At 62.0% G+C, this 26779-nt stretch carries 22 protein-coding genes and 2 riboswitches; of the genes, 15 read left to right on the top strand and 7 right to left on the bottom strand.

What is annotated here, in order from left to right; all coding sequences use genetic code 11:
- The first annotated feature begins 51 nt into the window (after nucleotides 1-51).
- The 6 genes from FOI68_RS09865 to FOI68_RS09840 all read left to right on the top strand — a co-directional run bounded on the left by FOI68_RS09865 (nucleotide 52) and on the right by FOI68_RS09840 (nucleotide 9707).
- Nucleotides 52-777: an ABC transporter ATP-binding protein gene (locus FOI68_RS09865; RefSeq protein WP_029098296.1), complete on the top strand. Its 726-nt coding sequence runs from the start codon at nucleotides 52-54 to the stop codon at nucleotides 775-777.
- Complete coding sequence (locus tag FOI68_RS09860) at nucleotides 770-2434, top strand: putative ABC transporter permease subunit (RefSeq protein ID WP_143863006.1); 1665 nt, start codon at nucleotides 770-772, stop codon at nucleotides 2432-2434. The genes FOI68_RS09865 and FOI68_RS09860 overlap by 8 nt, the downstream gene beginning before the upstream one ends.
- A gap of 346 nt (nucleotides 2435-2780) precedes the next feature.
- Nucleotides 2781-3893, top strand: a complete 1113-nt coding sequence (locus tag FOI68_RS09855; RefSeq protein WP_185973917.1) for an S-layer homology domain-containing protein — start codon at nucleotides 2781-2783, stop codon at nucleotides 3891-3893.
- Between the two features lie 391 nt (nucleotides 3894-4284).
- Nucleotides 4285-6693, top strand: a complete 2409-nt coding sequence (locus FOI68_RS09850; RefSeq protein ID WP_029098299.1) for a 3-hydroxyacyl-CoA dehydrogenase/enoyl-CoA hydratase family protein — start codon at nucleotides 4285-4287, stop codon at nucleotides 6691-6693.
- A gap of 13 nt (nucleotides 6694-6706) precedes the next feature.
- On the top strand, nucleotides 6707-7885 hold the full coding sequence (locus FOI68_RS09845) for an acetyl-CoA C-acetyltransferase (protein WP_143863003.1): 1179 nt from the start codon (nucleotides 6707-6709) through the stop codon (nucleotides 7883-7885).
- Between the two features lie 43 nt (nucleotides 7886-7928).
- Nucleotides 7929-9707: an acyl-CoA dehydrogenase family protein gene (locus tag FOI68_RS09840; protein WP_044897178.1), complete on the top strand. Its 1779-nt coding sequence runs from the start codon at nucleotides 7929-7931 to the stop codon at nucleotides 9705-9707.
- Between the two features lie 63 nt (nucleotides 9708-9770).
- On the opposite strand, the gene FOI68_RS09835 is transcribed toward FOI68_RS09840, so the two are convergent.
- From FOI68_RS09835 to FOI68_RS09815, 5 genes are all read right to left on the bottom strand, one after another.
- The gene (locus FOI68_RS09835) at nucleotides 9771-10283 is read right to left on the bottom strand and encodes a 1,2-dihydroxy-3-keto-5-methylthiopentene dioxygenase (RefSeq protein ID WP_029098302.1); all 513 of its coding nucleotides are present in this window, start codon (nucleotides 10281-10283) and stop codon (nucleotides 9771-9773) included.
- Nucleotides 10284-10305: 22 nt separating this feature from the next.
- The gene (locus FOI68_RS09830; protein WP_044897177.1) at nucleotides 10306-10962 is read right to left on the bottom strand and encodes a methylthioribulose 1-phosphate dehydratase; all 657 of its coding nucleotides are present in this window, start codon (nucleotides 10960-10962) and stop codon (nucleotides 10306-10308) included.
- A complete protein-coding gene (locus tag FOI68_RS09825) occupies nucleotides 10959-11636 on the bottom strand; it encodes a 2-hydroxy-3-keto-5-methylthiopentenyl-1-phosphate phosphatase (protein ID WP_143863001.1) in 678 nt (225 codons plus the stop codon). The genes FOI68_RS09830 and FOI68_RS09825 overlap by 4 nt, the downstream gene beginning before the upstream one ends.
- A complete protein-coding gene (locus tag FOI68_RS09820) occupies nucleotides 11633-12847 on the bottom strand; it encodes a 2,3-diketo-5-methylthiopentyl-1-phosphate enolase (RefSeq protein ID WP_143863000.1) in 1215 nt (404 codons plus the stop codon). The genes FOI68_RS09825 and FOI68_RS09820 overlap by 4 nt, the downstream gene beginning before the upstream one ends.
- Nucleotides 12848-13026: 179 nt before the next feature.
- Nucleotides 13027-13143: riboswitch (SAM riboswitch) on the bottom strand.
- 168 nt (nucleotides 13144-13311) lie between these two features.
- Nucleotides 13312-14118, bottom strand: coding sequence for a hypothetical protein (locus FOI68_RS09815; RefSeq protein ID WP_143862999.1), 807 nt, complete (start codon nucleotides 14116-14118; stop codon nucleotides 13312-13314).
- A gap of 133 nt (nucleotides 14119-14251) precedes the next feature.
- Here FOI68_RS09815 and FOI68_RS09810 point away from each other — a divergent pair, with 133 nt between their 5' ends.
- From FOI68_RS09810 to FOI68_RS23405, 9 genes are all read left to right on the top strand, one after another.
- Nucleotides 14252-14767, top strand: a complete 516-nt coding sequence (locus tag FOI68_RS09810) for an RNA polymerase sigma factor (RefSeq protein ID WP_255433424.1) — start codon at nucleotides 14252-14254, stop codon at nucleotides 14765-14767.
- A complete protein-coding gene (locus FOI68_RS09805) occupies nucleotides 14745-15920 on the top strand; it encodes an anti-sigma factor (RefSeq protein ID WP_143862998.1) in 1176 nt (391 codons plus the stop codon). The genes FOI68_RS09810 and FOI68_RS09805 overlap by 23 nt, the downstream gene beginning before the upstream one ends.
- A gap of 90 nt (nucleotides 15921-16010) precedes the next feature.
- Nucleotides 16011-16153: riboswitch (SAM riboswitch) on the top strand.
- A gap of 182 nt (nucleotides 16154-16335) precedes the next feature.
- Nucleotides 16336-17562, top strand: coding sequence for an S-methyl-5-thioribose kinase (mtnK, locus tag FOI68_RS09800; protein ID WP_044897172.1), 1227 nt, complete (start codon nucleotides 16336-16338; stop codon nucleotides 17560-17562).
- Nucleotides 17559-18602, top strand: coding sequence for an S-methyl-5-thioribose-1-phosphate isomerase (mtnA, locus tag FOI68_RS09795; protein ID WP_143862997.1), 1044 nt, complete (start codon nucleotides 17559-17561; stop codon nucleotides 18600-18602). Before mtnK ends, mtnA begins: the two co-directional genes overlap by 4 nt.
- Before the next feature lie 114 nt (nucleotides 18603-18716).
- Nucleotides 18717-19313 carry a GNAT family N-acetyltransferase gene (locus FOI68_RS09790; protein WP_143862996.1) on the top strand — a complete coding sequence of 199 codons (597 nt, stop codon included), beginning with the start codon at nucleotides 18717-18719 and terminating at the stop codon, nucleotides 19311-19313.
- Between the two features lie 120 nt (nucleotides 19314-19433).
- Nucleotides 19434-21182, top strand: coding sequence for an ABC transporter ATP-binding protein (locus FOI68_RS09785; RefSeq protein WP_143862995.1), 1749 nt, complete (start codon nucleotides 19434-19436; stop codon nucleotides 21180-21182).
- A 15-nt stretch (nucleotides 21183-21197) separates the two neighbouring features.
- Entirely contained in the window at nucleotides 21198-23288 is a 2091-nt protein-coding gene (locus FOI68_RS09780; protein WP_143862994.1) for an ABC transporter ATP-binding protein, read from the top strand.
- A gap of 82 nt (nucleotides 23289-23370) precedes the next feature.
- Entirely contained in the window at nucleotides 23371-24549 is a 1179-nt protein-coding gene (locus tag FOI68_RS09775) for an MFS transporter (RefSeq protein ID WP_143862993.1), read from the top strand.
- Between the two features lie 182 nt (nucleotides 24550-24731).
- Nucleotides 24732-24869: a hypothetical protein gene (locus FOI68_RS23405; RefSeq protein WP_162836707.1), complete on the top strand. Its 138-nt coding sequence runs from the start codon at nucleotides 24732-24734 to the stop codon at nucleotides 24867-24869.
- Between the two features lie 296 nt (nucleotides 24870-25165).
- Here FOI68_RS23405 and FOI68_RS09770 read toward each other — a convergent pair whose 3' ends face one another.
- On the bottom strand, nucleotides 25166-25747 hold the full coding sequence (locus FOI68_RS09770) for an RDD family protein (RefSeq protein WP_143862992.1): 582 nt from the start codon (nucleotides 25745-25747) through the stop codon (nucleotides 25166-25168).
- A gap of 20 nt (nucleotides 25748-25767) precedes the next feature.
- On the bottom strand, nucleotides 25768-26733 hold the full coding sequence (sppA, locus tag FOI68_RS09765; protein ID WP_035299494.1) for a signal peptide peptidase SppA: 966 nt from the start codon (nucleotides 26731-26733) through the stop codon (nucleotides 25768-25770).
- Between the last annotated feature and the right edge of the window lie 46 nt (nucleotides 26734-26779).

Here is a 26779-nt window from a genome sequence, read left to right as displayed (position 1 = left end):
TTCGTAATACGTGATAGTACGACGCACTTCCCGGGCAAAAGGAGGACGACCATGATCGAACTCGTGGACGTAACCAAAAGCTACAACGGTACCGTCAAGGCGGTTGACCGCCTCACCCTGACCGTTCCCCGCGGGGAAATCTTCGGTTTTCTCGGGCCAAACGGGGCGGGCAAGACAACGACGATCAAGATGATCACCGGCATTGTCCGGCCGGACCAGGGAACCATCCGGGTGAACGGCAAGGACATCGGGACCGAACCGCTGGAGGCCAAGCGGCAGTTTGGCTATGTGCCGGACAGTCCCGACCTGTTTTTGCGGCTGAAGGGGCTGGAGTACGTCACCTTCATGGCCGACATGTACGGGGTGCCGCAGGACGTGCGCAAGGAGCGGATCGCCCGGCTGGCGGAACGGTTTGACATGACGGACGCCCTCTCCGATCCGATTCAGAGCTATTCGCACGGCATGAGGCAAAAAATCGTGATCATGGGGGTGCTGGTCCACCATCCGGAAGTCTGGATTCTCGACGAACCGCTGACCGGGCTGGACCCGAAATCGGCGTTCACGCTGAAGGAAATGATGCGGGAACACGCTGACAGCGGCCGGACCGTGTTTTTCTCCACGCACGTGCTGGAAGTGGCGGAAAAGCTGTGTGACCGCGTCGCCATCATCAACAAGGGCGTCATCCTGTTTTGCGGCACGTTCAAGGAGATGCAAGAGCACTTCCGCTCGAGCGAATCGCTGGAGCGGCTGTTCCTGGAGCTGACGAAGCATGAATAGGACCTGGCTCTTGACCAAGATGCTGATGAAAAACGGCAGCGGCCTCTGGAGCGGGAAACGGGGGAGCGGGTGGAAAAAGGTGCTGATGATCCTGCTGATGGCCGTCGCCTTTTTTCCGCTGATGTCCGGTTACGTGATGGGAGTCATCGGCCTGTACGACGGGCTGGCGGCAAGCGGGCAGGAGAGCGCGCTTTTGGGGATGGGCATGGCGATTGCCTGTCTGGGCATCCTGTTTTTCGGGCTTTTTTACGTCTTGACCGTGTACTACTACTCGCAGGACGTGGAGCACCTGCTGCCCCTGCCGCTCAAGCCGTCCGACATTCTCGGGGCGAAGTTCCTCGTCACGCTGGCGTACGAGTACGTGCCGACCGCGTTTCTGCTGCTGCCGCTGCTGATTACGTACGGGGTGAAAAGTGGAGCCGGGCCGCTCTACTACCTGTACGCGGCCGTCGTCTTTTTGGCGCTGCCGGTCATCCCGCTGGTAATCGCCTCGCTCTTGGCCATGCTGTTCATGCGTGTGACCAGCGTGGGAAAAAGCAGGGACCGGTTCCGCCTGATCGGCGGCGTGATCGGGATCGCGGCCGTGCTGGGCTTTCAAATTGTCATCCATCGGAACAGCGCAGGGAGGGACAGCGTCGAGCAGTTGACACAGATGATTCTCTCGGACGACAACGCCCTGCTTTCGCTCGTCAGCCGACTGTTCCCCAGCACCAAGCTGGGGGCGATGGCGCTTGCCGAGTCGGGAGTTCTCGCCGGTCTCGGCTATCTGCTCGCCTTTCTGCTGGTGTCGGCGGCGTTTGCTGCGGCCTTTGTCATGCTGGGAGACCGCTTGTACCTGAAGGGCGTCATGGGGATCTCCGAGACGGCGGCCAAGCGCAGGCGCGTCAGCGGGGAAGAGTTTGACAAGCTGACCGGCCGCCGGTCGCCCGTGCTGGCGTTCGCCGCCAAGGAATGGAAGGTGCTGCTGCGCACGCCCGCCTACTTTCTGAACTGCGTCCTGTCCTGCTTCTTGTGGCCCTTGCTCACGTTCATTCCCGTGCTCAGCCGCCCGGACGGGTGGGCGACCGTACGGGAGTGGGGACAGTTTCTTCAGGAGGACGCCGCAGCCGGAATCGGCGTGGCGGTCGCGTTTGCGCTCGCTCTGTTCATGACGTCCACGAACAGCGTTTCCACAACGGCCATTTCGCGGGACGGGCAGGCCTTTTTCGTCAACAAGTACCTGCCTGTTCCCTATGCGCAGATCATCGCAGCCAAAGTGGTGCCGGGAACGGTGCTGGGCATCCTCAGCATGCTGCTGATGTGCGCCGCCGCCGGGCTGGTGCTGCATCCGCCGGTGCAATTTCTCCTGCTCGCGTTGGTCGCCAGCCTGCCGGGCATCGTGTTCATCAATCTGATCGGGATCATCATTGACCTGCGGATGCCCAAACTGGATTGGGATTCGGAGCAGAAGGCGGTCAAGCAGAACTGGAACACGCTGTTCTCGATGGCGGCCGTGGTGGTCACCGCAGCGCCGACGTTGTTCCTGGCGTTCCAGGGGGAGCCGTCGCTGTACGGCATCAGCCTGACGCTGTTTGTCTTGTTCGCCGTCCTGGACCTGGTGCTCTGCCGGGTGCTGGTGACCAAAGGACCCGAATGGATGGATAAGATCCAGTCGTAACCGAATCTGCTTGTGCCGCAGTCCAACCGGAGGAGCCATTCCTCCGGTTTTTTTGCATGGGGCGAACGGCCAGCGCGGCAAAGGGAGCGGAAAGACGCACGACGCGGAGCCTGAAAAATGGATGCTGTTTCCTATTGACAGGAGGAAAGGACTATTCGTTCGGGCGGGGACCTTGTGCGTCCCATCCTAAATTTTTCAAGCTATCTTTACAAAGGTGGGAACAGTTGGTATTTTTGTCTCATACTGCGCAGCGGTTGGGCGGTAAAACATGCTGTTTTGTCCCGGAAATCATGTGTGCGATCATTCCATTCGACGCAATTTCAAATGGAGAGGAAAGGAGACCATCATGTTCAAGAGAAGTCTGTTGTGGGTTCTCATGGTTTGCTTGTTGATCCAGGGCGTCTTCGTTCCGCGCGCGAACGCCGAAACCGCGTACGACGACGTCAAGGGGCACTGGGCCAGCGAGCAGATTCAGTTCCTGACCGAACGGGGCGTATACAAGGGGAACGGCACGCGCCATTTTTACCCGGACAAGCCGATTACCCGCGGCGAGGCGCTGGCGCTGGTGAACCGCGTCTTTGAAGCCGTCTACGGCCCGTTGGCTGCTCCCGAGGAGAAGGCCTACCTCGATCACAGGTATCCGCTCCGAAAGGAAATCGAAGCGCTGACGGCCAACCTGCAGGTGCTGCTGGACGTCCAGACAGGCTTTGTCAACGAATACCGGCCGGGTGACAAAATTCTCTACTATCTCCATCTGGCTTCGCAGGGCCAGTTGATGAAAACGCCGCAGAAAGAACTGGTCGACTGGTGGGTGCCGGCCCAGTACCTGCAGTATCCGCTCTCGCGGGAAGAAGCCAGCATGATCTTGTTTCACGTGCTCGCCCCGTACAAGATGAGAAGCATGAATGTGAAGCCGCAGGATGTAGCCCGCTTCTTTGCCGGGTACCACGGATGGAAACAGCCGAGCGGTTATCCCGACACCGCCTCGCCTTATGCGGGAGCGATTCGTGAATTCCACCTGTTCAGCGAGACGCGGCTGTTTAATCCCTACAAAAACATGACGCGCGCAGAGTTCGCCGCCGTGCTGAAGCGCCTGTACGATTTTTACGCGGACGACGCCGCCAAACAGTTCCGGGAATCGCAGCAGCGGCAGCAAAAGGCGGTCAACCTGCTGCTGACCGCCGCCAACCATGCGTACCGCACGAAGAATGGGAAATGGCTGGACGCGTATCTGAGCAAGCCGGCGCAGGAGAGCATCGCCAAAATCGCGCTGCCGCTGCATGACTATCGCGTGGCGCTCACCCTCAGGAAGGATGACACCGACAAGAACAAGCTGTGGGTCGCGGCTGCCTACGCAGATCCCAAAGTGGGCAACTACGAGCTGGAGTACCTGCTGGAACCGGATGAAGGAAACCCGTTTGGCCGCAAGGTGACGTCGATCAAATTCATCCAGAAGTAGCGGCGCGGCAGAAAGGCAGGGGCGTCCGCTTCTTTCGCCGCCTGCCCTGTCTTTGTCCGCTGCGGCGGGTTGAGAAGCGTCCGGGAAGAGGAGAGCGGGAAAAATCGGCAAATGAAGATTGCAACCGCTCTCCTTTTCGATTACAATGAAACTGAGCGATCATTCAGTTTCGTCTGAATCGCCAAACATCTCACGTTGACCGAGGGCTTTTAAGGTGGGGTGTTTTTTTACACCAGCAAAATGAATGAGTATTCATTCAAGGGGTGACATGTGCGGCGAAAAACAGGAATACCTTTTGAACAAGTAGAATTCATTCACAAAAAACTCTGCGAGTTCGGACTGTTTCGCCTTTTTTCGCAGGGACCCCATTTCTTAGTGAGGAGGGTAATGGATGGAACGCAACATTCGCAAAGCGGCCGTGCTCGGTTCCGGCGTGATGGGAGCAGGCATCGCCGCGCATCTGGCCAACGTCGGCATCCCCGTCTACCTGCTGGACATCGTGCCGCGTGAGCTGACAGAGGAAGAGAGCAAAAAAGGGCTGACGCTGGCTGATCCCGTCGTCCGCAACCGCATCGCGCAGGCCGGCAAGGACCGGCTGCTGAAGGAAAAGCCGGCTCCGCTCTACGACAAGGCGAACCTCGACCTGATCACCGTCGGCAACATGGAAGACCACCTGTCGTACCTCGGCGACGCTGACTGGATCATCGAGGCGGTCGTGGAAAACCTCGACGTGAAGAAAAAGGTGTTCGAACTGGTCGAGGCGCACCGCAGGCCGGGCACCATCGTCTCCTCCAATACGTCGGGCGTCTCCATCAACGAGATGAGCGAGGGACGTTCCGACGAGTTCCGCAAGCATTTTCTGGGCACGCACTTTTTTAATCCGCCCCGTTATCTGAAACTTCTTGAGATTATTCCCGGGAACGACACGGACCCGGCGATCGTGGACTACATGATGCGCTTCGGCGAGTTCGTGCTGGGCAAAGGAACGGTGCTCTGCAAGGACACGCCCAACTTCATCGCCAACCGCATCGGGACGTACGGCCTGCAGATCTCGATCCAGGAGATGGTGCGGCTCGGACTGGGCGTCGACGAGGTGGATGCGCTGACGGGTCCGGTCATCGGCCGTCCGAAGAGCGCCACCTTCCGCACGCTGGACGTGGTCGGGCTGGACACGTACGTGCACGTGGCCAACAACGTGAAAAACAAGAGCGCGGATGACGCGGAAAAAGCGGTCTTCGAAGTGCCGTCCTTCGTGCTGGAGATGGTGGAAAAGCGCTGGATCGGCCAAAAGGCGGGGCAGGGCTTCTTCAAGCAGGTAAAAACGGCGGAAGGCAAGGACATCCTCGCGCTCGACTACCACACGATGGAATACCGTCCGCGCGTCAAGGCGAAGTTTCCGTCGCTGGAGGCGGCCAAGACGGCGAAGACGCTGCCGGAAAAACTGAAAGCGCTTGTGTACGGAAAGGACAAGGGAAGCGAGTTCCTCTGGAGCGTCTTCAAGAAAGTGCTGCTCTACTCCGCGGCCAAGGCGTACGAAATCGCCGACGACATCGTGTCCGTCGACCGGGCGATGAAATGGGGCTTCGGCTGGGAGCTGGGACCGTTTGAGACCTGGGACGCGATCGGCGTGGAGAAGTCGGTGGCCCGCATGCGCGAAGAGGGCGAGACGATCCCGCCGCTGGTGGAGGAACTGCTGGCGAGCGGCAAGACCTCGTTCTATCAGAAACAGGACGGGCGCGTGGCTGCGTTTGCCGTCGGCGGCCGATACAAGGACGTCGAGGAGAACAAAGAGCGGATCAACCTGGCGGCGCTCAAGGAGCAGGGCCGGCTGATCAGGAAAAACGCGGGCGCCGCGCTGGTGGACCTGGGCGACGGTGTAGCCTGCCTGGAGTTTACCTCTCCGCACAACGCGCTGGGCATGGACGTGCTGCAGATGGCAGCCTTCGCGGCGGAAGAGGTGCAGCGCAACTTCCTCGGACTCGTGATCGGCAACCAGGGCAAAAACTTCTGCGTCGGCATGAACCTGGGCCTGGCCTTGATGGAGGCGCAGGACGAAAACTGGTTCGAGCTGGACATGTTGGTCAAACAGTTTCACAAGGTGGGGCACGCGCTGCGCACCATGCACCGTCCGGTCGTGGCGGCGCCGTTCGGCATGACGCTCGGCGGCGGTGTGGAAATCTGCTTCCTGGCCGACCGCGTGCAGGCGTCCGCCGAGACCTACATGGGGCTGGTGGAAGTGGGCGTGGGCCTTTTGCCCGGCGGCGGCGGCACCAAGGAGATGCTGTTTCGGGCGATGGAAAATGTGCCGGAAGGCGGCACCGTGCCGGTTGACCCGTTCCCGTTCGTGGCCCGCGCGTTCGAGACGATCGCCATGGCCAAAGTCTCCACCAGCGGCAGGGAAGCGATCAACCTGGGCTACCTGCGCCCGAGCGACCGGATCAGCATCAATCCGGATCACCTCCTCTACGACGCCAAGCAGCTCGTTTTGGCGATGGTCAAAGAGGGGTACACGCCGCAGCGCCCGCGCAAGATCCGCGTCATCGGCGAGTCGGGGTACGCCACCCTTCGGCAAAGCATCTACACGATGAAAAAGAGCGGCTACATCAGCGATCACGACGAACTGATCGCCAGCAAGATCGCCTACGTCATGTCCGGCGGCAGCGTGCCGGCCGGCACCGAGGTGACGGAGCAGTACATCCTGGAGCTGGAGCGCCAGGCGTTCCTCGAGCTGATCAAGACGCCCAAGACGCAGCAGCGCATGCAGCACATGCTGACGAAGAACAAGCCATTGCGTAACTAGGGAGGGGAAAGACATGAGAGAAGCAGTGATCGTCGCCGGCGCCCGCACCGCGGTCGGAAAAGCGAAGCGGGGCAGCCTGAAGGACGTGCATCCCGTCGACATGGGCGCCGCGGTCGTGAGCGATCTGTTGCGCCGCGTCCCCGAGCTCGACCCGGCCGAGATCGAGGACGTGATCATCGGGACGGCCGTGCCGGAAGCGGAGCAGGGGATGAACATGGCCCGCCTGATCGGCCTGCGCGCCGGGCTGCCGACCAACGTCGCCGGCATTACCGTCAACCGTTTCTGCTCGTCCGGCCTGCAGACCATCGCCTACGCCGCCCATCAGATTATCGCCGGCGGGGCCGACGTGATCGTGGCCGGCGGGGTGGAGAGCATGAGCCTGCTGCCGATGGCCGGCCACAAGGTGGCGCTCAATCCGACGCTGATGGAGACGATGCCGGAAGCGTACATGGGCATGGGCCACACGGCGGAGGAAGTGGCAAAGCGCTACGGCGTCAGCCGCGAGGACCAGGACGCGTTCGCGCTGCAAAGCCATCAGCGGGCCGCGGCCGCCATCGCCGCCGGCAAGTTCCAGGACGAGATCGTGCCGCTGACGGTAAAGCAGCACCGCGTGGATGAGGACGGCAGGCTGCACGTCACGGAGCGCGTCTTTGACACGGACGAGGGCGTGCGGGCCGACACCTCGCTGGAAGCGCTGGCCAAGCTGAAGCCGGTGTTTCATGTGCAGGGCACGGTCACGGCCGGAAACTCTTCGCAGACGAGCGACGGCGCGGCCGCCGTGCTGGTGATGTCGGCGGAAAAGGCGGACCGTCTGGGCGTTCGTCCGATCGCCAGGTTCCGCTCGTTCACGGTTGGCGGCGTCGATCCCGACGTGATGGGGATCGGTCCTGTCGTCGCCGTTCCGAAAGCGCTGAAAATGGCCGGATTGAGCCTGGCCGACGTGGATCTGTTCGAGCTGAACGAGGCGTTTGCCTCCCAGTCCCTCGCCGTGATCCGCGAACTGGGCCTCGACCCGGCAAAGGTAAACGTCAACGGCGGCGCCATTGCCCTGGGCCATCCGCTGGGCTGCACCGGGGCGAAGCTGACCGTTTCCCTGTTGAACGAGCTGAAGCGGCGCGGCGGCAGGTACGGCGTCGTGACGATGTGCATCGGCGGCGGCATGGGGGCCGCCGGCGTGTTCGAATTGCTGTAAGCATGGTGGAACACCCCAATTTTGAAAAAGGGAGAGGGATACGATGGCTGAAACGAAAGATCTGATCCGCGGCGGCAGCTTCCTGATCAATGCCGGTTCGCCGGACGACGTGTTCGCGCTGGAGGAAATCACCGACGAGCAGAAACTGATCGCGCAGACGACGGAGGACTTCATCCGTAACGAAGTGCGCCCGCACATGGAAGAGCTGGAGCACCAAAACTTCGAGCTGTCCGTATCGCTGTTGAAGAAAGCGGGGGAACTGGGCCTTCTGGCAGCGGACGTGCCGGAGAAGTACGGAGGTCTCAGCCTGGATAAGATCAGTTCCGCTCTGCTGGGAGAAAAATTTGCGCTGGGGCGCGGGTTTGCGATTACGTTTGGGGCGCACGTCGGCATTGGTTCCCTGCCCATCGTGTACTTCGGCAACGAAGATCAAAAGCAGCGCTATTTGCCCGATCTCGCCACCGGAAAGCGGATCGCCGCGTACTGCCTGACGGAGCCGGGCTCCGGTTCCGACGCGCTCGGCGCCAAAACCACGGCAAAATTGTCCGAAGACGGCACGCATTACATTTTGAACGGAACCAAGCAGTTCATCACAAACGCCGGTTTTGCCGATGTCTTCATCGTCTATGCGAAAATTGACGGGGAACATTTCTCCGCGTTCATCGTGGAGCGCGACTTCCCGGGGGTATCGGTCGGCGCGGAAGAGAAGAAAATGGGCATCAAGTGCTCCTCGACCCGTCCGCTCATTCTCGAAGACGCTCGCGTACCGGTGGAGAACCTGCTGGGAGAGCCGGGGAAAGGGCACGTGATCGCGTTCAACATCCTGAACGTCGGGCGGTACAAACTGGCCGTCGGAACGGTTGGCTCCGCGAAACACGCCCTCCATCTGGCGACCACCTACGCCAAGGAACGCAGGCAGTTCAAAACGCCAATCGCCAACTTCACCATCATCAAGAACAAATTGGGCACCATGGCGGCAAAGATCTACGCTGCGGAATCCTCGGTGTACCGCACGGTCGGACTGTTTGATGCCGCCCTCTCCGCTCTTGGCGAGAAGGCGGAGGACGGCCGTGAAGTGGCCAAGGCCATTGCCGAGTATGCGATCGAATGCTCCATCAACAAGGTATTTGCTTCGGAAGTGCTGGACTACTGCGTGGACGAGGGCGTACAGATCCACGGCGGATACGGCTTTATCCAGGAATACGAGATCGAGGGCATGTACCGCGATTCCCGCATCAACCGCATTTTCGAAGGAACGAACGAAATCAACCGCCTGCTGATCCCCGACATGCTGGTGAAAAAGGCGATGAAAGGGGAACTGCCTCTGCTGCAAGCGGCCGCCGGCCTGCAGGAAGAGCTGATGAGCTACTATCCGGAAGAAATAGAGGAAGCGCCGCTGGCGGTGGAAAAACACCTGATCGGGATGACCCGCAAAATCATCCTGATGGTGGCCGGTTCCGCGCTGATGAAGTACCAGCAGGCGATTGCCAAGGAGCAGGAGCTCTTGGCGCTGGCCGCCGACATGCTGATCGAGCTGTACGCGATGGACAGCGTCGTGAAGCGGACGGAAAAAGCGATCGAGAAAAACGGCGTGGAGAAAGAGCAGCAAAAGCTGGACCTCGCCACCGTGTACGTGCACGAAGCGTTTGACAGGGTCGAGGCCTGGGCAAAAGAGGCGCTGGCGGCGATGGAGGAAGGCGACGATCTCCGCATGCGCCTGTCCATCCTGAAAAAGCTGACCCGCCGGACGCCGATCAACACCGTCCACCTGAAACGGGTCATCGCCGACCGCGTCATCGAAGCGGACGGGTACGTGCTGTAACTCGCGAAATGGAAAGAAGCCGAGGGGTGCGCCCCTCGGCTTCATCGTTTCATCGTTTCCGGTTTAGTAGATCGCTTCCCAGCCGGCCGGTGTGACGAACAGGCGGATCGCCTTGATCTTGCGGTCGTCCATCAGCGTGAAGTAATGGCGGTAGTAGGACGGAACGGAGATCAGGTCGCCCGGCTCCATTTCCACGTCAAAGTAGCGGCCGTCCTTGCCTTTGATCGCGAAGATGCCGTGGCCGTCCACGCAGAAGCGGCACTCGTCGTCGGTGTGGTGGTGCTCCGCTTTAAATTTGACCAGCAGCTCATCCAGGTTGGGCGTCTGGTCGGACAGGACGATGATGTCGGCAGTGAGATAGCCGCGCCGCTTGCTGATGTCGTCGATTTCCGGGCGGAACGCGTCGAGAATCTGCTGCTTTTCCTCGTCGGTCAGGTTGTAGTTGTCGCGCAGGTTGGCATCCAGGCGATCCACTCCCCAGTGTTCATAGATGATTTCTTGGGTTTGCAGGAAAGCAGAAACCTCCTCCGGTGCCGTAATGTACTCGTTGTTGTCGTGAAAACGAACTTTTGCCATGATACGAAACCTCCTTCAATGATTAATGGGTATGTGTGAGGGACACGGCGGTCTGGCGAAGCTGCAGCCAGCGCACGTGGTACTCAAACAGGAATTCGAACGACTCCAGGTGGCGCTTCGCCTCGAAGTCGTTGGCGCCCCAGGCGTAGATGCCGTGGTTGCGGATCAGCACGCCGGGGACATCGGGCGTGATCACTTTGTCGATCGCGGCCGCCAGTGTCGGAATGTGGGCAAAATTCTCGACAATCGGAATGGTGATGCGGGCGTTTTCCTCCCAGATGCCCAGTCCCTTGATCAGTTCCTGCCCCTGAATGGAAAAGGCGCGCTGCCCGAAGTAGAGTTCGGACACGAGGTTGTTCCACACCGTATGCACGTGGAAGCAGGCGCCCGCCTGCGGAATGCGCTTGTAGACCACGGCGTGGATCAGCGTTTCCGCCGAGGGCTTGAGCGCTGTCGGTTCGACCGGGCGGGACTCCCCGTCGACCACCAGGTAGTCTTCCGGGGAGAGCTTGGTCTTGTCTTTTCCGCTGGCCGTCACGGCAAACTGCAGCGGGTCGTCGGAGAGCTTGATCGAGAGATTGCCGCTGGTACCGGGAAACCAGTCGCGGCGGGCAAACGCCAGCTTCGCTTCGTCCAGCCGGCGAAACGCGTCTGCGCGTTGTTCCAGAGTGACTGTCATGGTGAGCCGACCTCCTGTTGGGTTCGTAAATCCTGCAAAATGGCGATGACGTCGTGGAAGGTGGCAAACGTCCGATGCGGCAGGCCCAGTTCGGCGCATTTTTGCGCGAGCAGCGAACGGGCGATGACGAAATCGGCAATCTTGGCGCCCGCCAGATCGGTGACGGAATCGCCGATGACCACGCGGAAGTGGCGGTCCGGATCGTATCGCCGGATGATCGTCGTTTTGCACATGCCGCAGTCGTTGTCGCAGTGTTCGTCGCAGCGGTGCGGCCAGGTGATGGTGATGCGCTCGCCGCTGAAATCGCTGCCGTTGCAGTAGATTGGCACGTTCAGCTCAAACGGGGCGAGGATCGGCTCCACGAAAAAGTCGATGCCGCCGCTGGTGATCAAAAGCTCGATGCCTTCGTCCCGGCAAAAGCGGACGAATTCGGCAAAGCCGGGGCGGATCGCCGCTTCGCCCACGATGAAGTCGACAATCTCCTGCCTGAGCGAGGAGGGGAGGAGCTGAAACAGCCTGCCCACGCCTTCGCGGACGCTCACCTGCTGGGAGAGGATCTTTTCCGTCAGCGCCTCCCATTCCGGGGGAGCAAAGCGGCGCATGATGGCGACGATGTTGTCCTTTTCCGTAATGGTCCCGTCAAAGTCGCAGAACAGCACGAGCGGTTTGCTCATCGTCCGCCCCCCCATTTCTCCAGGGCTGCCGCCAGTTCCGGCGACTCGGCCGCCGCGTCGGCGAGCGAGCGTCCGGCGACGACCGCTTCAATGGCGGCGACAAACGCGCGTCCGCCCGCCGTCGCCCCGCCAGGATGGCCGTGAATGCCGCCGCCGGCGTTGACCACCTGATCCTGTCCAAAATCTTCGTACAGTTGCGGCACCAGGCCGGGGTGAATGCCCGCGGACGGGACCGGGAACGAGCGGCGCATGCCGTGCAGGGGAGCGGTCAGATGCTCCGCCAGGCGCAGGGCTTCCGCTTTGTCCAGGGCCACGCTGCCGTACGGCGACGGGAAGAGCACCAGGTCGGCGCCGGCGATCCGCATTAGCTTGCCCAAGAGCAGCGGCGTGGCGATGCCGTAGTCGGGCGACGGGTAGAACGCGCCCGCCAGCGCCGGATGGGCCATGATCGGCACGCTGACGTCCGGATCGGCTGCCAGGCGGTGCAGAGCGTCAAAGCCGAACGCCAGCACGTTGAACAGCAGGCAGTCGGCGCCGGCCTCCACCGCCCGCTTGGCCCGCTCGTTCAGCTCGTGCACCGGACCGGTCAGATTGGCCGCATAGAGGACGGGTTTGCCGGTCTGTGCTTCCGTTTCCGCGGCAATCTGCTTGAACGCCTTGATCCGCTCCAGGAACGGGGCGCGGTCATCGGCGAAGAAGATTTCGTCGTCCTTGACCAGGTCCACGCCGCCCAGCGCCTGGGCGCGGAACTGGGCTTTCAGATCGTCAAACGGCATTCCCAGGCAGGACTTGAAAATGCTCATCAGGAGCGGGCGGTCATGCACGCCGAGCCGTTCGCGCAGGCCGTCGATGCCGAAGCGGGGGCCGGGAAAGCCGTTGAGGAACGCTTCCGGGAACTGCACGTCGATCAGCTTGATCTTGCCGTCCATGGAGAGCTTGCCGAAGATGCCGGTCAACAGCGACGGGATGTCGGCGGTAAAGTTGCGCACCGGATAGCTTACGGTGATCAGGCCGCGCGTTTCCCCGTTTTCCAGCGTCTCCAGCGGTTGGGTGTCCACCGCTTCGCCCAGGTACGGTTTCAGTTCCGCCTGTTTGGCGGCAGGCAGGTCGGTCCAGGTGCCGACGGTCATCCCGACGGCGATCCCCTCTGCTTTTTTTCGCAGGTCTTTCGCTTGTGTCAGATAGGTGACGAGGATGCGTTGTTCGTTCATGGATGGGATGATCCTCCTTTGCTGTGCCCTCCCGGCCGCCGGGTCCTTCACGCTGTCCCGGCGATTGCCCGCGCTGCGCCGGGGAGGTGCCGCGGACGAGCCGACGGGGCCGCTGTGTTCCAACAAAAAACCTCCCCATGGAGGAGGGGAGGCGGTTGTCGTTCATACGTCAGCGTCTCCTCTCATCTCTCGGAAAAACATTTCCGCAGGATTTAGCACCGTTACGCCTCCCTGCCGGGAAAGCGCCGGTTGCCGGGCATCATAGGGCCAGTCCCTCAGCCAGCTCGCGATAAGAGTGTGAATCGTTCGCTATGCGGTTTTGCTTGGTAGATACCCCCATGATATGACGTTCCTCTCAGGGAGTCAACCCTTGATTGGGGGAAATGTGCGGTGCTGTTGAAAAGGCGGCAGGGTGGGCGGCCTGGGTTCGTCCGGCCGGTTGTGAACGCGGCTTTGACGCCGGTTCAGCGCTGTACGTGCACGTTTTGGAGAAGCGGCCACAGTTCGGACGTTTCGTCCACCACCCACCAGAAGATGGCATCGCGTACAAACGCGCATCGGTGTGCAGGCGGAGCGGCGGCCAGATAGGCGCGAATGTCGTCCAGCGGTGCGTGATCCCTGCTGCTGCCGGCAAAGGGAAACACGTAGTCGAACGCGGGCCTCTCGTCTTTTCCCTCAATCGGCACGACCCCCAACCCGTCGATGGTCGGGATGCAGCCGGCTGCCTGGCGCCCGCTCTCCAGGTCGCTCAGATACCGCATGACATCCGGAATCGGTTCGAGGCCCAGGGCGGTCCGCAGCCGATGCAGAACGGTGCGGCGATGCTGAAAGAAGGTTCGATGCTTCGGGTCCGTTTCCTCGTCATGCCGCTCTCGTGCCAGGCTGGCCCAATACCGCTCCCATTGGCGGGGAGTACGGACGGAAACAAGATTGCCTAGCTCGCCGGCGGATCCGATCGTCACCACCAGGCGGAAAAAGTCTTCCAGGCTGCGCGCGATGATGCGCAGGGGCGGATCGTCCGTCGGGCTGACGCAGACAATGGGCGCCTCTGTCAGGTCTGTGATGCGGCCGAAATCGGTCAGAAAGCCGTAATGAATGCCGTCGCAGCCGGTGTCGGCAAAGACGTGCAGGTCGGGCGGCGTAATCCAGTAGCGAAAGTCATTGTCCGCAAAACGGAAATGGATATGCTCCAGCGGTCTGTCCAATCCTTCCCGGGTCAGTTCCTGCTCCAATACCCGCACGTTCTCCAGCAGGTCAATGCCATAACCCATCAAATCGCTCCTTAGACACCGTGTTATAATACCCCTTATTTTACTATAAACCTCAATCTTTTGAAAAAATGCTGCGGCGCGGTGGAACTTTTTCCCGCAATGTGCGTGGATAGGAGTGAAAGGGTGTGAATCCGTGGAAAAGGTCGGACTGGAAGACGTGTACCGCTTGTACGTCAACGACATATACCGCTACCTCTGCCGATTGACCGGTGACCGGGTGCAGGCGGAAGACCTGACGCAGGAGACCTTTTTCCGGGCGTATCAATACCTGGATGCCTACCGGGGGGAAAAGGTGCGCCCCTGGCTGTTCAAGGCGGCCTACCACACGTTTGTGGACTGGCATCGGAGGCGGAAGAAGCGTCCGTGGCGATTGGTGGAGACGATCCCGGAACAGCCGGACGGGGCGGCGGCGGACCCGGTGCGGGCGCTGCTGAGCCAAGAGGCGTGGTCATCGCTGCGGACGTGCCTGGACCGGCTGCCGGAGAAGCAAAAACAGGTGATCCTGCTGCATTGCGGACAGCTCAGCTACGCGGAAATCGCCGAGGTGCTGGGCATCGACGCGGGGGACGTAAAGCGCTCATTGTTTCGGGGGCGGCAAAAACTACGCAGAATGTGGAGGGATGAACATGACGACGGACAAGGCAAATGAAGAGCGGGAGCGGGAACTGCTGGCATATCTGCGCGGTGAAATGACGGAGGAAGAAGCCGCCTCTTTCCGTGCGAGGATTGCAGCGGACGAGCTGTATGCGGAACGCTTGGAGGAGCTGCTGCTGGGCAGCGGCGGACAGGAGGAGAGAGAAGCGGACGTGCTGTCCGAAGAGACGCAGCGCGCCATCCTCCGCCGCAGCAAATGGCGCCACAGGCTGGGCAACGCGGCTTACACGGTGGGCATCTCGCTTCTCGTCGGGGCGGTCCTGATGTTCGCCAACGGGTGGATCGGCTGGTATTTGCACGAGGACGCCTACCGGGTGGCCCGGGACATGGTGCACTTTACCCAGCCGGGGCTCACGGTGGGCAGCAGCGGTTCGCAAATCGGATTTCTGTACGGGGAGATAAACATGGAACTGCGTGAACAGGTGGGGGGAGACGATCAGAACGCCGGAACCTTTTCGATCAGCAACGTCTTCTCGATCATTTCCGCGAAGCCGGCATGGACCGACGGTTTGCGGAAAGAGCGGCTCTTTTTTCTCTTTCCGTCGTCAGCGGCCGATCGGGAAGAAAGCGCCTTCCGCAGAAATCCCGCCTGGAACACGCTGGAAAAGCTGCCAGAGGGAACGGTGGCGCAGCTCGCCGTCTCGTTTGACCGGCTGCTGACCCATGATGAGTACTACGCCCTGCTTTCCGGCTACGACTTGGATACCACCTGGTTCGCCGTGGATACGGGGCAGGAGCGAAACCATCCGGACGCGGCGGAAGGCAGTCTGCTGCTGTCGGCCGGTGACGTGTGGGGATACGCGGAAAGAGAACTCGATTACGGCGAAGCGCCGATTCAGGCACATGGCGAAGGTGAGCGGCGCGCCCGGGCTTACCTGGCGGAAATGGAGTATCTCGCGGGACAGGAACGGCTGACGAACGCCATTGGCGAGCGGCTTGTGACCGCCGGAAACCGGCTGCGCATCGAGGAACGCTGCCGCTACCTGCAGCAGAACGGTGTGCGCCTCTACGGGGCGGTCGTGACGGGCCCTGTCAAGGAACTGCTCAAGCTGCGGCAGGAGCCGTCGATCACGGCTGCCTTCGTGGGCCGGATCGACTGGTGGAACTGGGACCAGCCGAGTGCCTCGGGCCAGCGGACCAGTCCGTGAAGACTGGACATTTCACCCAAAAAAGGGTGTTGACAGCGCGAAACCGGGGTTGTATGATTCAAACAAACGTCAAAACCGCATACGTTGGATACCTTATCCAGAGAAGGTGGAGGGACTGGCCCGATGAAACCCGGCAACCGACATGACGCTGTCCGAGCGCTTCCGGCGACGGACGTGCAGCGCGTGCACGGTGCTAATTCCTGCAGAAACAAAAGTATTCTGGAAGATAAGGGGGAGACGACACGCAGACGCGTACGGACAGACCTCTTTTCTTCGGGAAAAGAGGTCTTTTTGCATGTGCGGAATGCTCTGGCTGGAGGCGGCAGCGGTTCACGCGCCGCCCGGCGGCCACCGAATAGACACACCGGAAATGTGAAGACAAGCGGCATCTGCCGAAGGAGAGGGGAATTGAACCATGGCGTATCGCGCATTGAGCGAACAAGAAGCAGTGCAGTACGTAAAACAACTGCCGGACCTGTTTGCGGCGGAAGCGGAACTGACCAGCCGGGAGATCGGCGACGGCAATCTCAACCTGGTGTTCCACATCCGGGAGGAAGCGACGGGCAAAAGCGTCGTCGTCAAGCAGGCGCTGCCCTACGCCCGTGTGGTGGGCGAATCCTGGCCGCTCACGCTGGACCGCGCCCGGATCGAAAGCGAGGCGCTGCGCATCCAGCACAAATACGTGCCGGATCTCGTGCCGGAGGTGTATCACTTTGACGAGGAGCTGGCCCTGACGGTGATGGAAGACGTCAGCGACCACGTGATCATGCGAAAAGGCTTGATCGCGGGCAACCGCTACCCGCTGTTCGCCAAACAGATCGGCCGCTTTCTCGCCCATACGCTGTTTTACACGTCCGATTTGGGGGCGCATCCCTACGACAAAAAAGCGCTCGTCGGAAGATTCATAAATCCGGAATTATGCAAAATTACTGAAGACCTCGTCTTCACCGATCCCTACGAAGACGCGCCGACCAACAGCTTCAACCCGCTGATCCGGCGGGAGGTGGAGGCGATCTGGAACAACAAGCCGCTGAAGCTGGAAATCGCCAAGCTCAAGTACGATTTCCTCACCCGGGCGGAGGCGCTGGTGCACGGCGACCTGCATACCGGCAGCATCTTCATTTCGCCGACGTCGATCAAGGTGATCGACCCCGAATTCGCCTACTACGGCCCGATCGGCTTCGACATCGGCGCGGTGATCGCCAACCTGCTGCTGAACTACGCGGGCCAGCACGGCCTGCAGCCGGATACAGGAAAGCGGGAGGACTATCGCGAATATCTGTTGGCGACGGTGGAAGACGTCTGGAACGAGTTTGTCTCCCAGTTCGTCCAGCTCTGGCACAAACAGGCGAAAGAGCGCAGCGCCCACACCGAAGGCTTCTGGCAGAGCTACGTGCAGCGGCTGATCCGGGACGCGGCGGGCTTCGCCGGCTGCAAAATCCTGCGCCGCGTCATCGGGCTGGCGGGCGTCGCCGACCTGAACAGCATCGCCGACGATCAGACCCGCGCGGAAGCGGAGCGGCTGGCGCTGGCGATCGGCCAGGCGCTGATTCTGGAGCGGAACGGCGTGGAGGTATCGACAGACATCACAGACATCGTTCGGACGGTTACCGCACGATACTACCAGGAGGCTGCAGTATGACAACGACCAGCACGCCATTTGCGCCGGTCAAGTGGCAGGATGACGCGCTCGTCCTGCTGGACCAGACCCGGCTGCCCGTAGAAACGATCTACCTGACGCTGACCACTTCGGAGGAAGTGTGGGCGGCCATCCGCCATCTGCAGGTGCGCGGGGCGCCCGCCATCGGCATGGCGGCCGCGTACGGCTTGTATCTCGGCGTCCGCGGCAGCGACGCCAACGATTTTGAGGCGTTTTGGCATCATTTGAGCGAGCAGGCCGACTACCTCGGCACTTCCCGCCCGACGGCGGTCAACCTGTTCTGGGCCCTGGACAGGATCAAGGCCCGCGTGCAGCGCGAAGCCGGCAAACCGGTGGCAGAGCTGAAGGCGGCGGTTCTGGACGAAGCCCTGTCCATCCAGCGGGAAGACGCGGAAGTGTGCCGCCGAATCGGAGAGCACCTGCTCACCCTGCTGAAAGACGGCATGGGCATCCTGACGCACTGCAATCCGGGTGCGCTCGCGACCGCGGCCTACGGTACGGCGACGGCCCCGCTCTACCTCGCCAAGGAGCGCGGCTGGAACCTGAAAGTGTACGCCGACGAGACCCGGCCGGTGCTGCAGGGGGCGCGCCTCACCGCCTACGAGCTGCAGCAGGCGGGCATCGACGTCACGCTGATCTGCGACAACATGGCGGCGATGGTGATGGCCCAGGGCAAGGTGCAGGCGGTCATCGTCGGCACGGACCGCGTGGCGGCCAACGGCGACGTCGCCAACAAGATCGGGACCTACGGCGTGGCGGTTCTGGCACACGCGCACGGCATTCCGTTTTACGTGGCGGCCCCGCTGTCTTCGGTCGATCTCGACACGCCGACGGGTGCGGACATTCCGATCGAGGAGCGGCCGGCGGAGGAGATTACGCACGGATTGGGCAAACAGGTGGCCCCGGACGGCATCAAGGTGTACAATCCCGCGTTTGACGTCACTCCGGCCCGCTACATCACGGCCATCGTCACCGAAAACGGCATCTACAAACCGGACGAGATCCGCAATTGCAAACGATAACGGCAAACAGCCCCCGGGCCGCCCCTGGGAAGGTGCGTCTTTCCCGGCGGTCCCGTTTTCCACGTTGGTAAAGCGCCCCCGGGCGCTGTTTGCGTTTCCTGGAGGAGGAGCGGCATGAAAATCATTCCCATGACGGCGGAGGCCTGCCTGAAGCGGCTGGAGCCGGCCGACGCGGAGGAGATGTTCTGGCTGACGGATGTCAACCGGCCCTATTTGCGCCAGTGGCTGCCGTGGCTCGACATGGTGCGCGAGGTGAAAGACACGGCCCGGTTCATCGCCTTGACGATTGACCAGCATCACCGCCGCCAGGGCACCCATTACGGAATCTGGTACAACGGCAGGCTGGCCGGGACGCTGGGCGTCCACAGCATCGACTGGGCCAACCGGAAGACGTCCATCGGGTATTGGCTGGGGGCGCAGTTTCAGGGAAAAGGGCTGATGACCCAGGCGGTGGCCGCTTACCTGGACCATCTCGTGTTTGGCGAGTGGGACCTGGAGCGCGTCGCCATCCAGGCGGCGACGGGCAATCACAAAAGCCGGGCCATTCCCGAGAGACTCGGCTTCCGGCTGGAGGGCGTGCTGCGCAGCAACGAATTTTTGTACGACCATTACGTCGACCACGCCGTCTACGGCATGCTCGCTGCGGAGTGGCGAAGCCGGACGTCCGCGGACGAGAGCGAGAGCGGGATGCGAAAGAAAAAGTTGGATTGACAAGAAATTTTGGGTAAAATACGATCATAACAGCGAAAAAAGGGTTGCGTGACGCGCATCCCTTTCTTTGTTGAAACGAGTTCTTTGTTGAAATGAGAGCCGGCGAAAGGGGGGAGCAGCGTGCGCACCTTGCTTCAGTTGTCCTGGTTTTTTCGGAAATATTGGAAAAGGTACGCAGTTGGCATTTTCTTTCTGTTTGTCATTGATTTGCTGATGCTGTGGCCGCCCCACCTGATCGGGCAGACGGTGGATCAGATCCGCAACGGTTCGCTGACGCCGTCCGGCCTGGCCCGGACCGTGGCGATCCTGCTCGGCCTCGGGCTGGTGATGTACGCCATTCGCTTCCTCTGGCGCTACCTGCTGTATGGGGGTGCGCTGATCCTGGAGCGGACGCTCAGGGACCGGCTGTTTGCCCATCTGACCCGGATGACGCCGTCGTTTTACCAGCGGCGCCGCAGCGGCGACCTGATGGCGGTGGCCACCAACGACATTCCCGCCATTCAGATGACGGCGGGCGATGGCGTGCTCACGCTGGTCGACTCGCTGTTTGCCACGCTGCTGACGCTGAGCGTGATGATCGTGGCGATCGACTGGAAGCTGACGCTGGCGGCGCTGGTGCCGATGCCGCTGTTGGCCTGGGCGACCGCCTACTACGGACGATTGCTGCACGAGCGGTTTTACCTCGCCCAGGAGGCGTTCGGGGAGCTGAACGACCACGTGCAGCAGTCCGTCTCCGGCGTGCGGGTGCTGCGCGCCTTTGTCCAGGAAGAGGAGGACGTGGAGGCGTTTCGCCGGGTAAGCGAAAAGACGCTGGAGCGAAACGTCAGCGTCTCCCGCATCGACGCCCTGTTTGAGCCGACGATTGCCGTCATCATCGGCTTCAGCTTTTTGATCGGGCTCGGCTACGGCACCTATCTCGTCTTTACCAGCGCGATCTCGCTCGGAGACCTGGTCGCGTTCAATCTGTACCTCGGTCTGCTGATTTGGCCGATGTTTGCGTTTGGCTGGCTGATGAACATCCTGCAGCGGGGGAGCGCTTCCCACAAGCGTTTGCTGGAGCTGTTTGACGAACAGCCGGACGTCGCCGATCCGCCGCAGCCCGTCACCCGTCTGACGTCCAGCACGGTGGAGGCCCGCTCGTTTACCTTCCGCTATCCCGGAGCGGAGACGCCGGCGCTGCGCGACGTCAGCTTTGTTTTGAAGGAAGGGGAGACGCTCGGCATCGTCGGCCGCACCGGCAGCGGCAAGTCGACGCTCTGCCGCGCGCTGCTGCACCAGTACCCGGTGGAGAGGGAGTCGCTGTTTGTCGGCGGCGTGCCGGTTGAACGGATTTCCTTGTCCGCCTTGCGGGAAAAAATCGCCTACGTGCCGCAGGAGCATCTGCTCTTCTCCCGCACGATCGCGGCCAATGCGGCGTTTGGCCGGCCGGACGCGACCCGGGACGAGGTGGCGCACGCGCTGGAACTGGCGGAAATGGGGCGCGATCTGTCGCAATTCCCGGCAGGCCTGGAAACGATGGTGGGCGAAAAGGGCGTCACCCTTTCCGGCGGACAGAAACAGCGGATCTCCATCGCCCGCGCGCTGTTGATGAATGCCGATATTCTGGTGCTGGACGATTGCCTGTCGGCCGTCGACGCGCGGACGGAGGAGAGCATCCTGCGCCATTTGCGGGAGGAGCGGGCCGGCAAGACGACGATTATCGCCGCCCACCGCCTCTCCGCCGTGCAGCACGCCCACCTGATTCTGGTGCTGGACGAAGGAAGGGTCGTGGAGCGGGGAACGCACGACGAACTGATGGCGCTGGACGGCTGGTACGCGGAGCAGTACCGCCGGCAGCAGATGGAACGGTACGTCGCCGGACAGGGATAGGGAGGGGGGCTTTCGATGAACGAGACAAGCGTATGGCGGCGGCTGGCGGAATTCGCCATGCCGTTTCGCAAACAGATTGCGGGAGCCCTGCTGCTGCTGTTGCTCGGCACCGGTGCGGAGCTGGCCGGTCCCTTTGTGGCCAAAGTGATGATCGACAACCACATCCTGGCCATTCAGAAAACCTGGTACCGGTTCGAACGCGAGCCGGTCGATCGGGAGGGCAACCGCGTCGGCATTCCCATCGCGGGACGCTATTACGTCCGGGAAGACTGGCTGGACGACCTGCCGCCGGATGCGGCCGCCCAAGGGACGTTGGCGCAGGTGGTCACCGAGGGGACGACCTACTACTTGTTGGACCGTCCGCTCAGGGGAGAAGGCGACACGCAGATTCGGCCGATCGCCGGCGCAGACGGACGGGAACGGGTGGAAGCGACGCTTCGTCAGGCGGGGCGCACGCTGGACCGGACGGAAGGCGTCCGCCTGCTCGCGGCGGAGGTCCGGGACCTGTACAGCCGGGACATCTTCCCCATTCTGCTCCTGGCCGGCGGGTATGCGGTGCTGATTCTGGTCAGCGCCCTGTTCAATTACATTCAGATTTTGTCGCTGCAGACGACGGCGCAGCGCATCATCCAGCGGATGCGGATGCAGCTCTTCGCCCATCTGCAAAAGCTGCCGGTCTCCTTTTTTGACCGGACGCCGGTGGGGCAGCTCGTCTCCCGGGTGACGAACGACACGGAGGCGATTCGCGAGCTGTACGTCAGCGTGCTGGCCACGTTTGTGCAAAACGGAATCTACCTCCTCGGCATCCTGATCGCGCTGTTTCTGCTGCAGCCAGAGCTGGCCCTGTTCTGCTGTCTGACGGTGCCGCTCCTGGTCGTTCTGATCGTCGTCTACCAGCGCTACAGTTCCCGTTACTACGCGGCGATCCGCAGCCGGCTGAGCGACATGAACACGACGATCAACGAGATGATCCACAACATGCCGGTGGTGCAGGCGTTTCGCCGGGAGACGGGCGTGCAGCAGGAGTTCGCCCGGGTAAACGACGAGTATTTCCGCGTCCGCCTGAAAGAGAACAACCTGGAGGCGCTGCTGCTTAGGCCGGCCGTTGACCTGATCTGGAAAATTGCGCTGACGGTCATCGTCTGGTACTTCGGGTCGCGTTCGTTTCACGGCGCCATCTCGTTTGGTGCGCTGTTTGCGTTCGTCGATTACATGGGACGGTTTTTCGAACCGGTCAACATGATCATGAACCGCCTGTCGCAGCTTCAGCAGGCGGCCATATCGGCGCAGCGGGTGTTTGACGTGCTGGATACGCCGTCCGAGGCGGAGCGGGGCGGCCGCCAGATCGGCCGGCCGCGCGGCGAAGTGGTGTTTGACAACGTCTCGTTTGCCTATCAGGGAGACGAGTACGTGCTGAAAAACGTCTCGTTCACCGCCCGCCCCGGGCAGACCGTGGCCCTGGTCGGCCACACCGGTTCGGGGAAAAGCTCGCTGATGAACCTGCTGCTCGGCTTTTATCCGGTCACGCGGGGACGGATCACCATCGACGGGATCGACATGAACGAACTGGACACCCGGGCGCTGCGACGCCATGTGGGTCTGGTGCTGCAGGACCCGTTCCTGTTTGCGGGCAGCGTCGCCTTCAATGTCCGGCTGTACAACGAGGCCATTTCCGACGAGGACGTGAAGCGGGCGGCCGAAGCGGTGAGGGCGGACGAATTTATCCGCCGCCTGCCGGAGGGGTACGACGAGCCGGTCGTGGAGCGGGGCATGACGCTGTCCGCGGGGCAGCGCCAGTTGATTTCGTTTGCCCGGGCGCTGGCCGCCGATCCGGCCATTCTGATTCTGGACGAAGCGACGGCCAGCATCGACAGCGAAACGGAGTCGGCCATCCAGGAAGCGCTGCATGTGCTGTCGCGCGGCCGGACGACCTTTGTCATCGCGCATCGGCTGTCCACCATCCAGCATGCCGATCTGATTCTGGTCCTGTCGCGCGGCGAAGTGGTGGAGCGCGGAACGCACGACGAACTGATGGCCCTAAACGGGCTGTATCAAAAAATGTACCAGTTGCAGCAGGGGCGTCTCTCTGCGACGATGGAGCAGTAGGGGGGTGACCCTGACGCGGCGGGAAGGCTGCGTATGCGCGTATGCGAAAAGGAAGAGAGTTCGAGAGGAGTTACCAGACATCATGTCGTCAACGCGTTATACCTTTTGGGTACTGATCCTGGTGGTGGTGATCGCCGGCGTCAGCCAGGGCCTGACCATCCCGCTTCTGGCCGTGCTGTTGGAAAAGCAGGGGGTGTCGTCCCTGGCCAACGGGCTGAACGCGGCCGCCCTGTACATCGGGATGGTACTGGTTTCCCCGTGGCTGGAGATGCCGCTCAGACGGATCGGCTACCGTTCCACCATTTTGTGGGGGCTGCTGCTGGTTACCGCCGCCACTGTGCTGCTCCCGTTCTTTTCCCATCTGGCCGTCTGGTTTGGCCTGCGGCTGCTGATGGGCGTGGGCGATTCTTCGCTGCACTACGCCAGCCAGATGTGGGTGACGAAAATCGCGCCGCCAGAGCGGCGGGGACGGGATTTGTCGCTGTACGGGCTGGCGTACGGGATCGGCTTCAGCATCGGACCGCTGGGGATCAATCTGCTGCCGTTCGGGATCTGGGCGCCGTTTGCGGCGGTCACGGTCCTGTACGTGCTGGCGTTTTGCCTGCTGGCCCGCATCCGCAACGCATTTCCGGATCCGGTTCCGCCGGCTGCGGATGGAGGGCGGGAAAACCGCTACGCTGCCGTCTTCCGGCTGGGGTGGCTGGCGCTTATTCCGTCGTTTTTGTACGGATACATGGAGACGTCGCTCAACGGCAGTTTCCCCGTCTACGCGCTGCGGACGGGCATCTCGGTGGAGTGGGTGTCGCTGATCCTGCCGTCGTTTGTCGTAGGCAGCATCATTCTGCAAATGCCGCTGGGAGCGCTGAGCGACCGGATCGGCCGCAGGCAGGTGATGGGTGCCTGCGCATTGGTGGGGGCGGCTGCCTTTCTGCTGTTCCCGCTGAGCGGCAGCAGCGTCTGGGGGATGATGCTGCTGTTGGCCCTGGCGGGAGCGGCGGTCGGGTCGTTTTACTCGCTGGGCCTCGCCTTTGCGGCCGACATCCTGCCGGCTTCCATGGTGCCGACGGCAGGCATCATCGCCGGCGTGAACTTCGGCGTGGCCAGCATTCTCGCACCCAACGTGAACGGTCTCATGATGCAGTTGTGGGAGCCGTGGACCATCTTCTGGCTGATGGGAGGGCAGCTTCTCGCCTTTGCCGCCGCCTGCCTGCTGCAGCGGCCCCAGCCGGAAAAGATGCGGCTTCATACCCAAAAAAGCTAGGCGCAGCGTCCTTCTGCGGCCGGAGGGGCGGCTGTCATGCGGCCGGACTCAAGGGCCGTTTTTGCTGAAAGTCCCCCAAATTGGGCGTGGACCCAGAGAATGAGCGGCGCTCCCGGCATAAAAAGAGAACAGCAGGGGAAACGTAAGGATAGTCCCACTTTTTGCCGAAAGGGGTCGACCCGATGCTTACGCCATCCGTGTTCAAACGGGGGATTATCTGGATTCTGTTTTTTCTGCTGAGCCTGGTCGTCGTTCCGTTCTTTACGGATGACAGCAAACCGGCGCCCGCTCCCGCCGCTCCTCAGGCGACCGTCCGATAGGGCGACGGCACACATACCCGCGCTCGCGGCCGGTCAGGCCGACGAGATTGCATGGCTTGCACCCGGCATCCCGTATCACGATCCACGTGGTACGGGATGTTTACGTTTGGGGGGCTGTCCTGGAGGGGCTGTCTGCCGCGCGCCGGCTGCCGTACAGCGCCGGTGTCCGGGCGGATGTCCTCCGCGAACCCGCGGAAACGCGCGTTTCCCATGCAGACCGGCAGCCCGTCCGAACCGAAAACACGGCACCGCGAGACGCGAAGCGCGGCAAAACCGCTGCCGCGGCGCATCCGGCGCTATCTGCGCTCGCGCACCACGTAGGTCTTGGCGATCAGATCGTGCCAGGCCTGTTTCTTGGGATGCCAGCCGGCCCACATGTAGCCCAGCCCGAGCGGCAGGCCGGACAGCAGCTTGCCGACTATCTCCCGCAGGAGCACCTGGCCGATCGTCAGGTTGCCCCGGGGCTGCCGGGCGCTGATCACGCGGATGCCGGTGATCACCTTCCCCAGGGTTTGGCCGCTCCACCAGGTCAAGAGGATCATGTACAAGAAGTCAACCAGCATTTCCAGCCCGTCGACGAGGGAAAAGAGCGCAGCTTCCACGCCCAGCGCCCTGCGGAGCGGATTGAACACGAGCAGGGTGAGGCCGGTGAGAAGCAGGCCGTCGAGCAGCGTGGCCAGCGCGCGAATCCAGAAACCGGCGAAGGCGTAAGAGGGACTGCCGACGTGCTGGTCGGGGCCGGCAAAGCCCGAGACTGTGCCGGTTGCCGCCGCTGCATCGGCGTCAAGCAGCGATTCGGGGGGCTCGTCGCCGGTGCGCCGGAGGGGCCTGTCCGGCCCGTCATCGGCTGCAGACGGGCGGGTGATCTTGTCGTCCATGGATCAAAACCTCCTTGCCGTTACGGCATGTATTGATACAGCAGACGGGGGGAGCCGTGGCGGGTGACGATCCGATCCAGTCCGAGCGGATCGGGATTGGCCCAGCGGCTCTGCAGGCTGAACAGCAGGCTGCCCAGGGAGAGGCTGTCCGTGTAGCGCACGACCAGCGCCTCCCGTTCCCCGGACAGGGAGAGGGCGTATCCGGTGGCGTCGTCCAGGTCGCCAAACCGGTCGACCAGCCCCAACCGCTTCGCCTGTTCGCCCGAGTAAATCCGTCCGTCCGCGATCTGCAAAACGCGTGTGCGGGGCAGTTTGCGCCCCTGGACGATCACGTTGACAAAGCGCTGATAGCTCTCGTTCACCAGTGTTTGAAAGATGTGTCGTTCCGGTTCGGTCAGCGGGCGGGCGGGACTGCCGATGTCCTTGAAGCGGCCGCTTTTGATGGCGTACGTCCGAATGCCCAGTTTGTCGATGGCTTCGCTGTAGTTGGTCAGCGAAAAAATCACCCCCAAGCTGCCTGTCAGCGTGTTGGGGTTGGCGAAGATCGTGTCGCCGGCCGTGGCCAGGTAATACCCTCCCGACGCCGCGGTGGAGCCCATGCTGACGACAATCGGAATGCGGCGCGTCTGTTTGAGGCGCAGCAGCCGCCGGTGAATTTCGTCGGTGGCAACGACCTCGCCGCCGGGGCTGTCGATCCGCAAGACGACCGCTTTCACCAGCTCGTCTTCCTCCACGCGGCGCAATTGTTCGGCGAGCCGTTCGGTCATCGGGGCGAGGGAGGCGTTGGTCCGCTCGCTGGAGATGACCCCGCTGACAAACAACTGCACGATTTTGCTCGTCCCCGCACCAGAGACGACCGTTTCGTCGATGGCGTACGCCGGATGGTTCGCCATCTGCGCATAGCCGCCGAACAGGCTTTCCACCGTCAGGCCGAGGGCGAACACGGCCAGCACGATGACCAGCGCCGTCCATTTTCTGCGATTCATGACAAACCACCTCACGACATAGCATGTGCCGCACCGCTGACGGCTA

This window comes from Brevibacillus sp. LEMMJ03 (assembly GCF_007197875.1).
Lineage (GTDB): Bacteria > Bacillota > Bacilli > Brevibacillales > Brevibacillaceae > Brevibacillus > Brevibacillus thermoruber.
The sequence above is the reverse complement of the archived record's forward strand: the minus strand, read 5'-3'. Positions and strand labels throughout refer to the sequence as shown.

Coding starts and splice junctions, on each gene's coding strand:
- FOI68_RS09820 (WP_143863000.1), bottom strand. CDS start 12,847: ATGAACGAACAACGCATCCTCGTCACCTATCTGACACAAGCGAAAGAC.
- FOI68_RS09835 (WP_029098302.1), bottom strand. CDS start 10,283: ATGGCAAAAGTTCGTTTTCACGACAACAACGAGTACATTACGGCACCG.
- FOI68_RS09855 (WP_185973917.1), top strand. CDS start 2,781: ATGTTCAAGAGAAGTCTGTTGTGGGTTCTCATGGTTTGCTTGTTGATC.
- FOI68_RS09850 (WP_029098299.1), top strand. CDS start 4,285: ATGGAACGCAACATTCGCAAAGCGGCCGTGCTCGGTTCCGGCGTGATG.
- FOI68_RS09830 (WP_044897177.1), bottom strand. CDS start 10,962: ATGACAGTCACTCTGGAACAACGCGCAGACGCGTTTCGCCGGCTGGAC.
- FOI68_RS09770 (WP_143862992.1), bottom strand. CDS start 25,747: ATGGACGACAAGATCACCCGCCCGTCTGCAGCCGATGACGGGCCGGAC.
- FOI68_RS09790 (WP_143862996.1), top strand. CDS start 18,717: ATGAAAATCATTCCCATGACGGCGGAGGCCTGCCTGAAGCGGCTGGAG.
- FOI68_RS09860 (WP_143863006.1), top strand. CDS start 770: ATGAATAGGACCTGGCTCTTGACCAAGATGCTGATGAAAAACGGCAGC.
- FOI68_RS09865 (WP_029098296.1), top strand. CDS start 52: ATGATCGAACTCGTGGACGTAACCAAAAGCTACAACGGTACCGTCAAG.
- FOI68_RS23405 (WP_162836707.1), top strand. CDS start 24,732: ATGCTTACGCCATCCGTGTTCAAACGGGGGATTATCTGGATTCTGTTT.
- mtnK (WP_044897172.1), top strand. CDS start 16,336: ATGGCGTATCGCGCATTGAGCGAACAAGAAGCAGTGCAGTACGTAAAA.
- FOI68_RS09845 (WP_143863003.1), top strand. CDS start 6,707: ATGAGAGAAGCAGTGATCGTCGCCGGCGCCCGCACCGCGGTCGGAAAA.
- FOI68_RS09825 (WP_143863001.1), bottom strand. CDS start 11,636: ATGAGCAAACCGCTCGTGCTGTTCTGCGACTTTGACGGGACCATTACG.
- FOI68_RS09805 (WP_143862998.1), top strand. CDS start 14,745: ATGACGACGGACAAGGCAAATGAAGAGCGGGAGCGGGAACTGCTGGCA.
- FOI68_RS09775 (WP_143862993.1), top strand. CDS start 23,371: ATGTCGTCAACGCGTTATACCTTTTGGGTACTGATCCTGGTGGTGGTG.
- FOI68_RS09815 (WP_143862999.1), bottom strand. CDS start 14,118: ATGGGTTATGGCATTGACCTGCTGGAGAACGTGCGGGTATTGGAGCAG.
- FOI68_RS09780 (WP_143862994.1), top strand. CDS start 21,198: ATGAACGAGACAAGCGTATGGCGGCGGCTGGCGGAATTCGCCATGCCG.
- FOI68_RS09840 (WP_044897178.1), top strand. CDS start 7,929: ATGGCTGAAACGAAAGATCTGATCCGCGGCGGCAGCTTCCTGATCAAT.
- mtnA (WP_143862997.1), top strand. CDS start 17,559: ATGACAACGACCAGCACGCCATTTGCGCCGGTCAAGTGGCAGGATGAC.
- sppA (WP_035299494.1), bottom strand. CDS start 26,733: ATGAATCGCAGAAAATGGACGGCGCTGGTCATCGTGCTGGCCGTGTTC.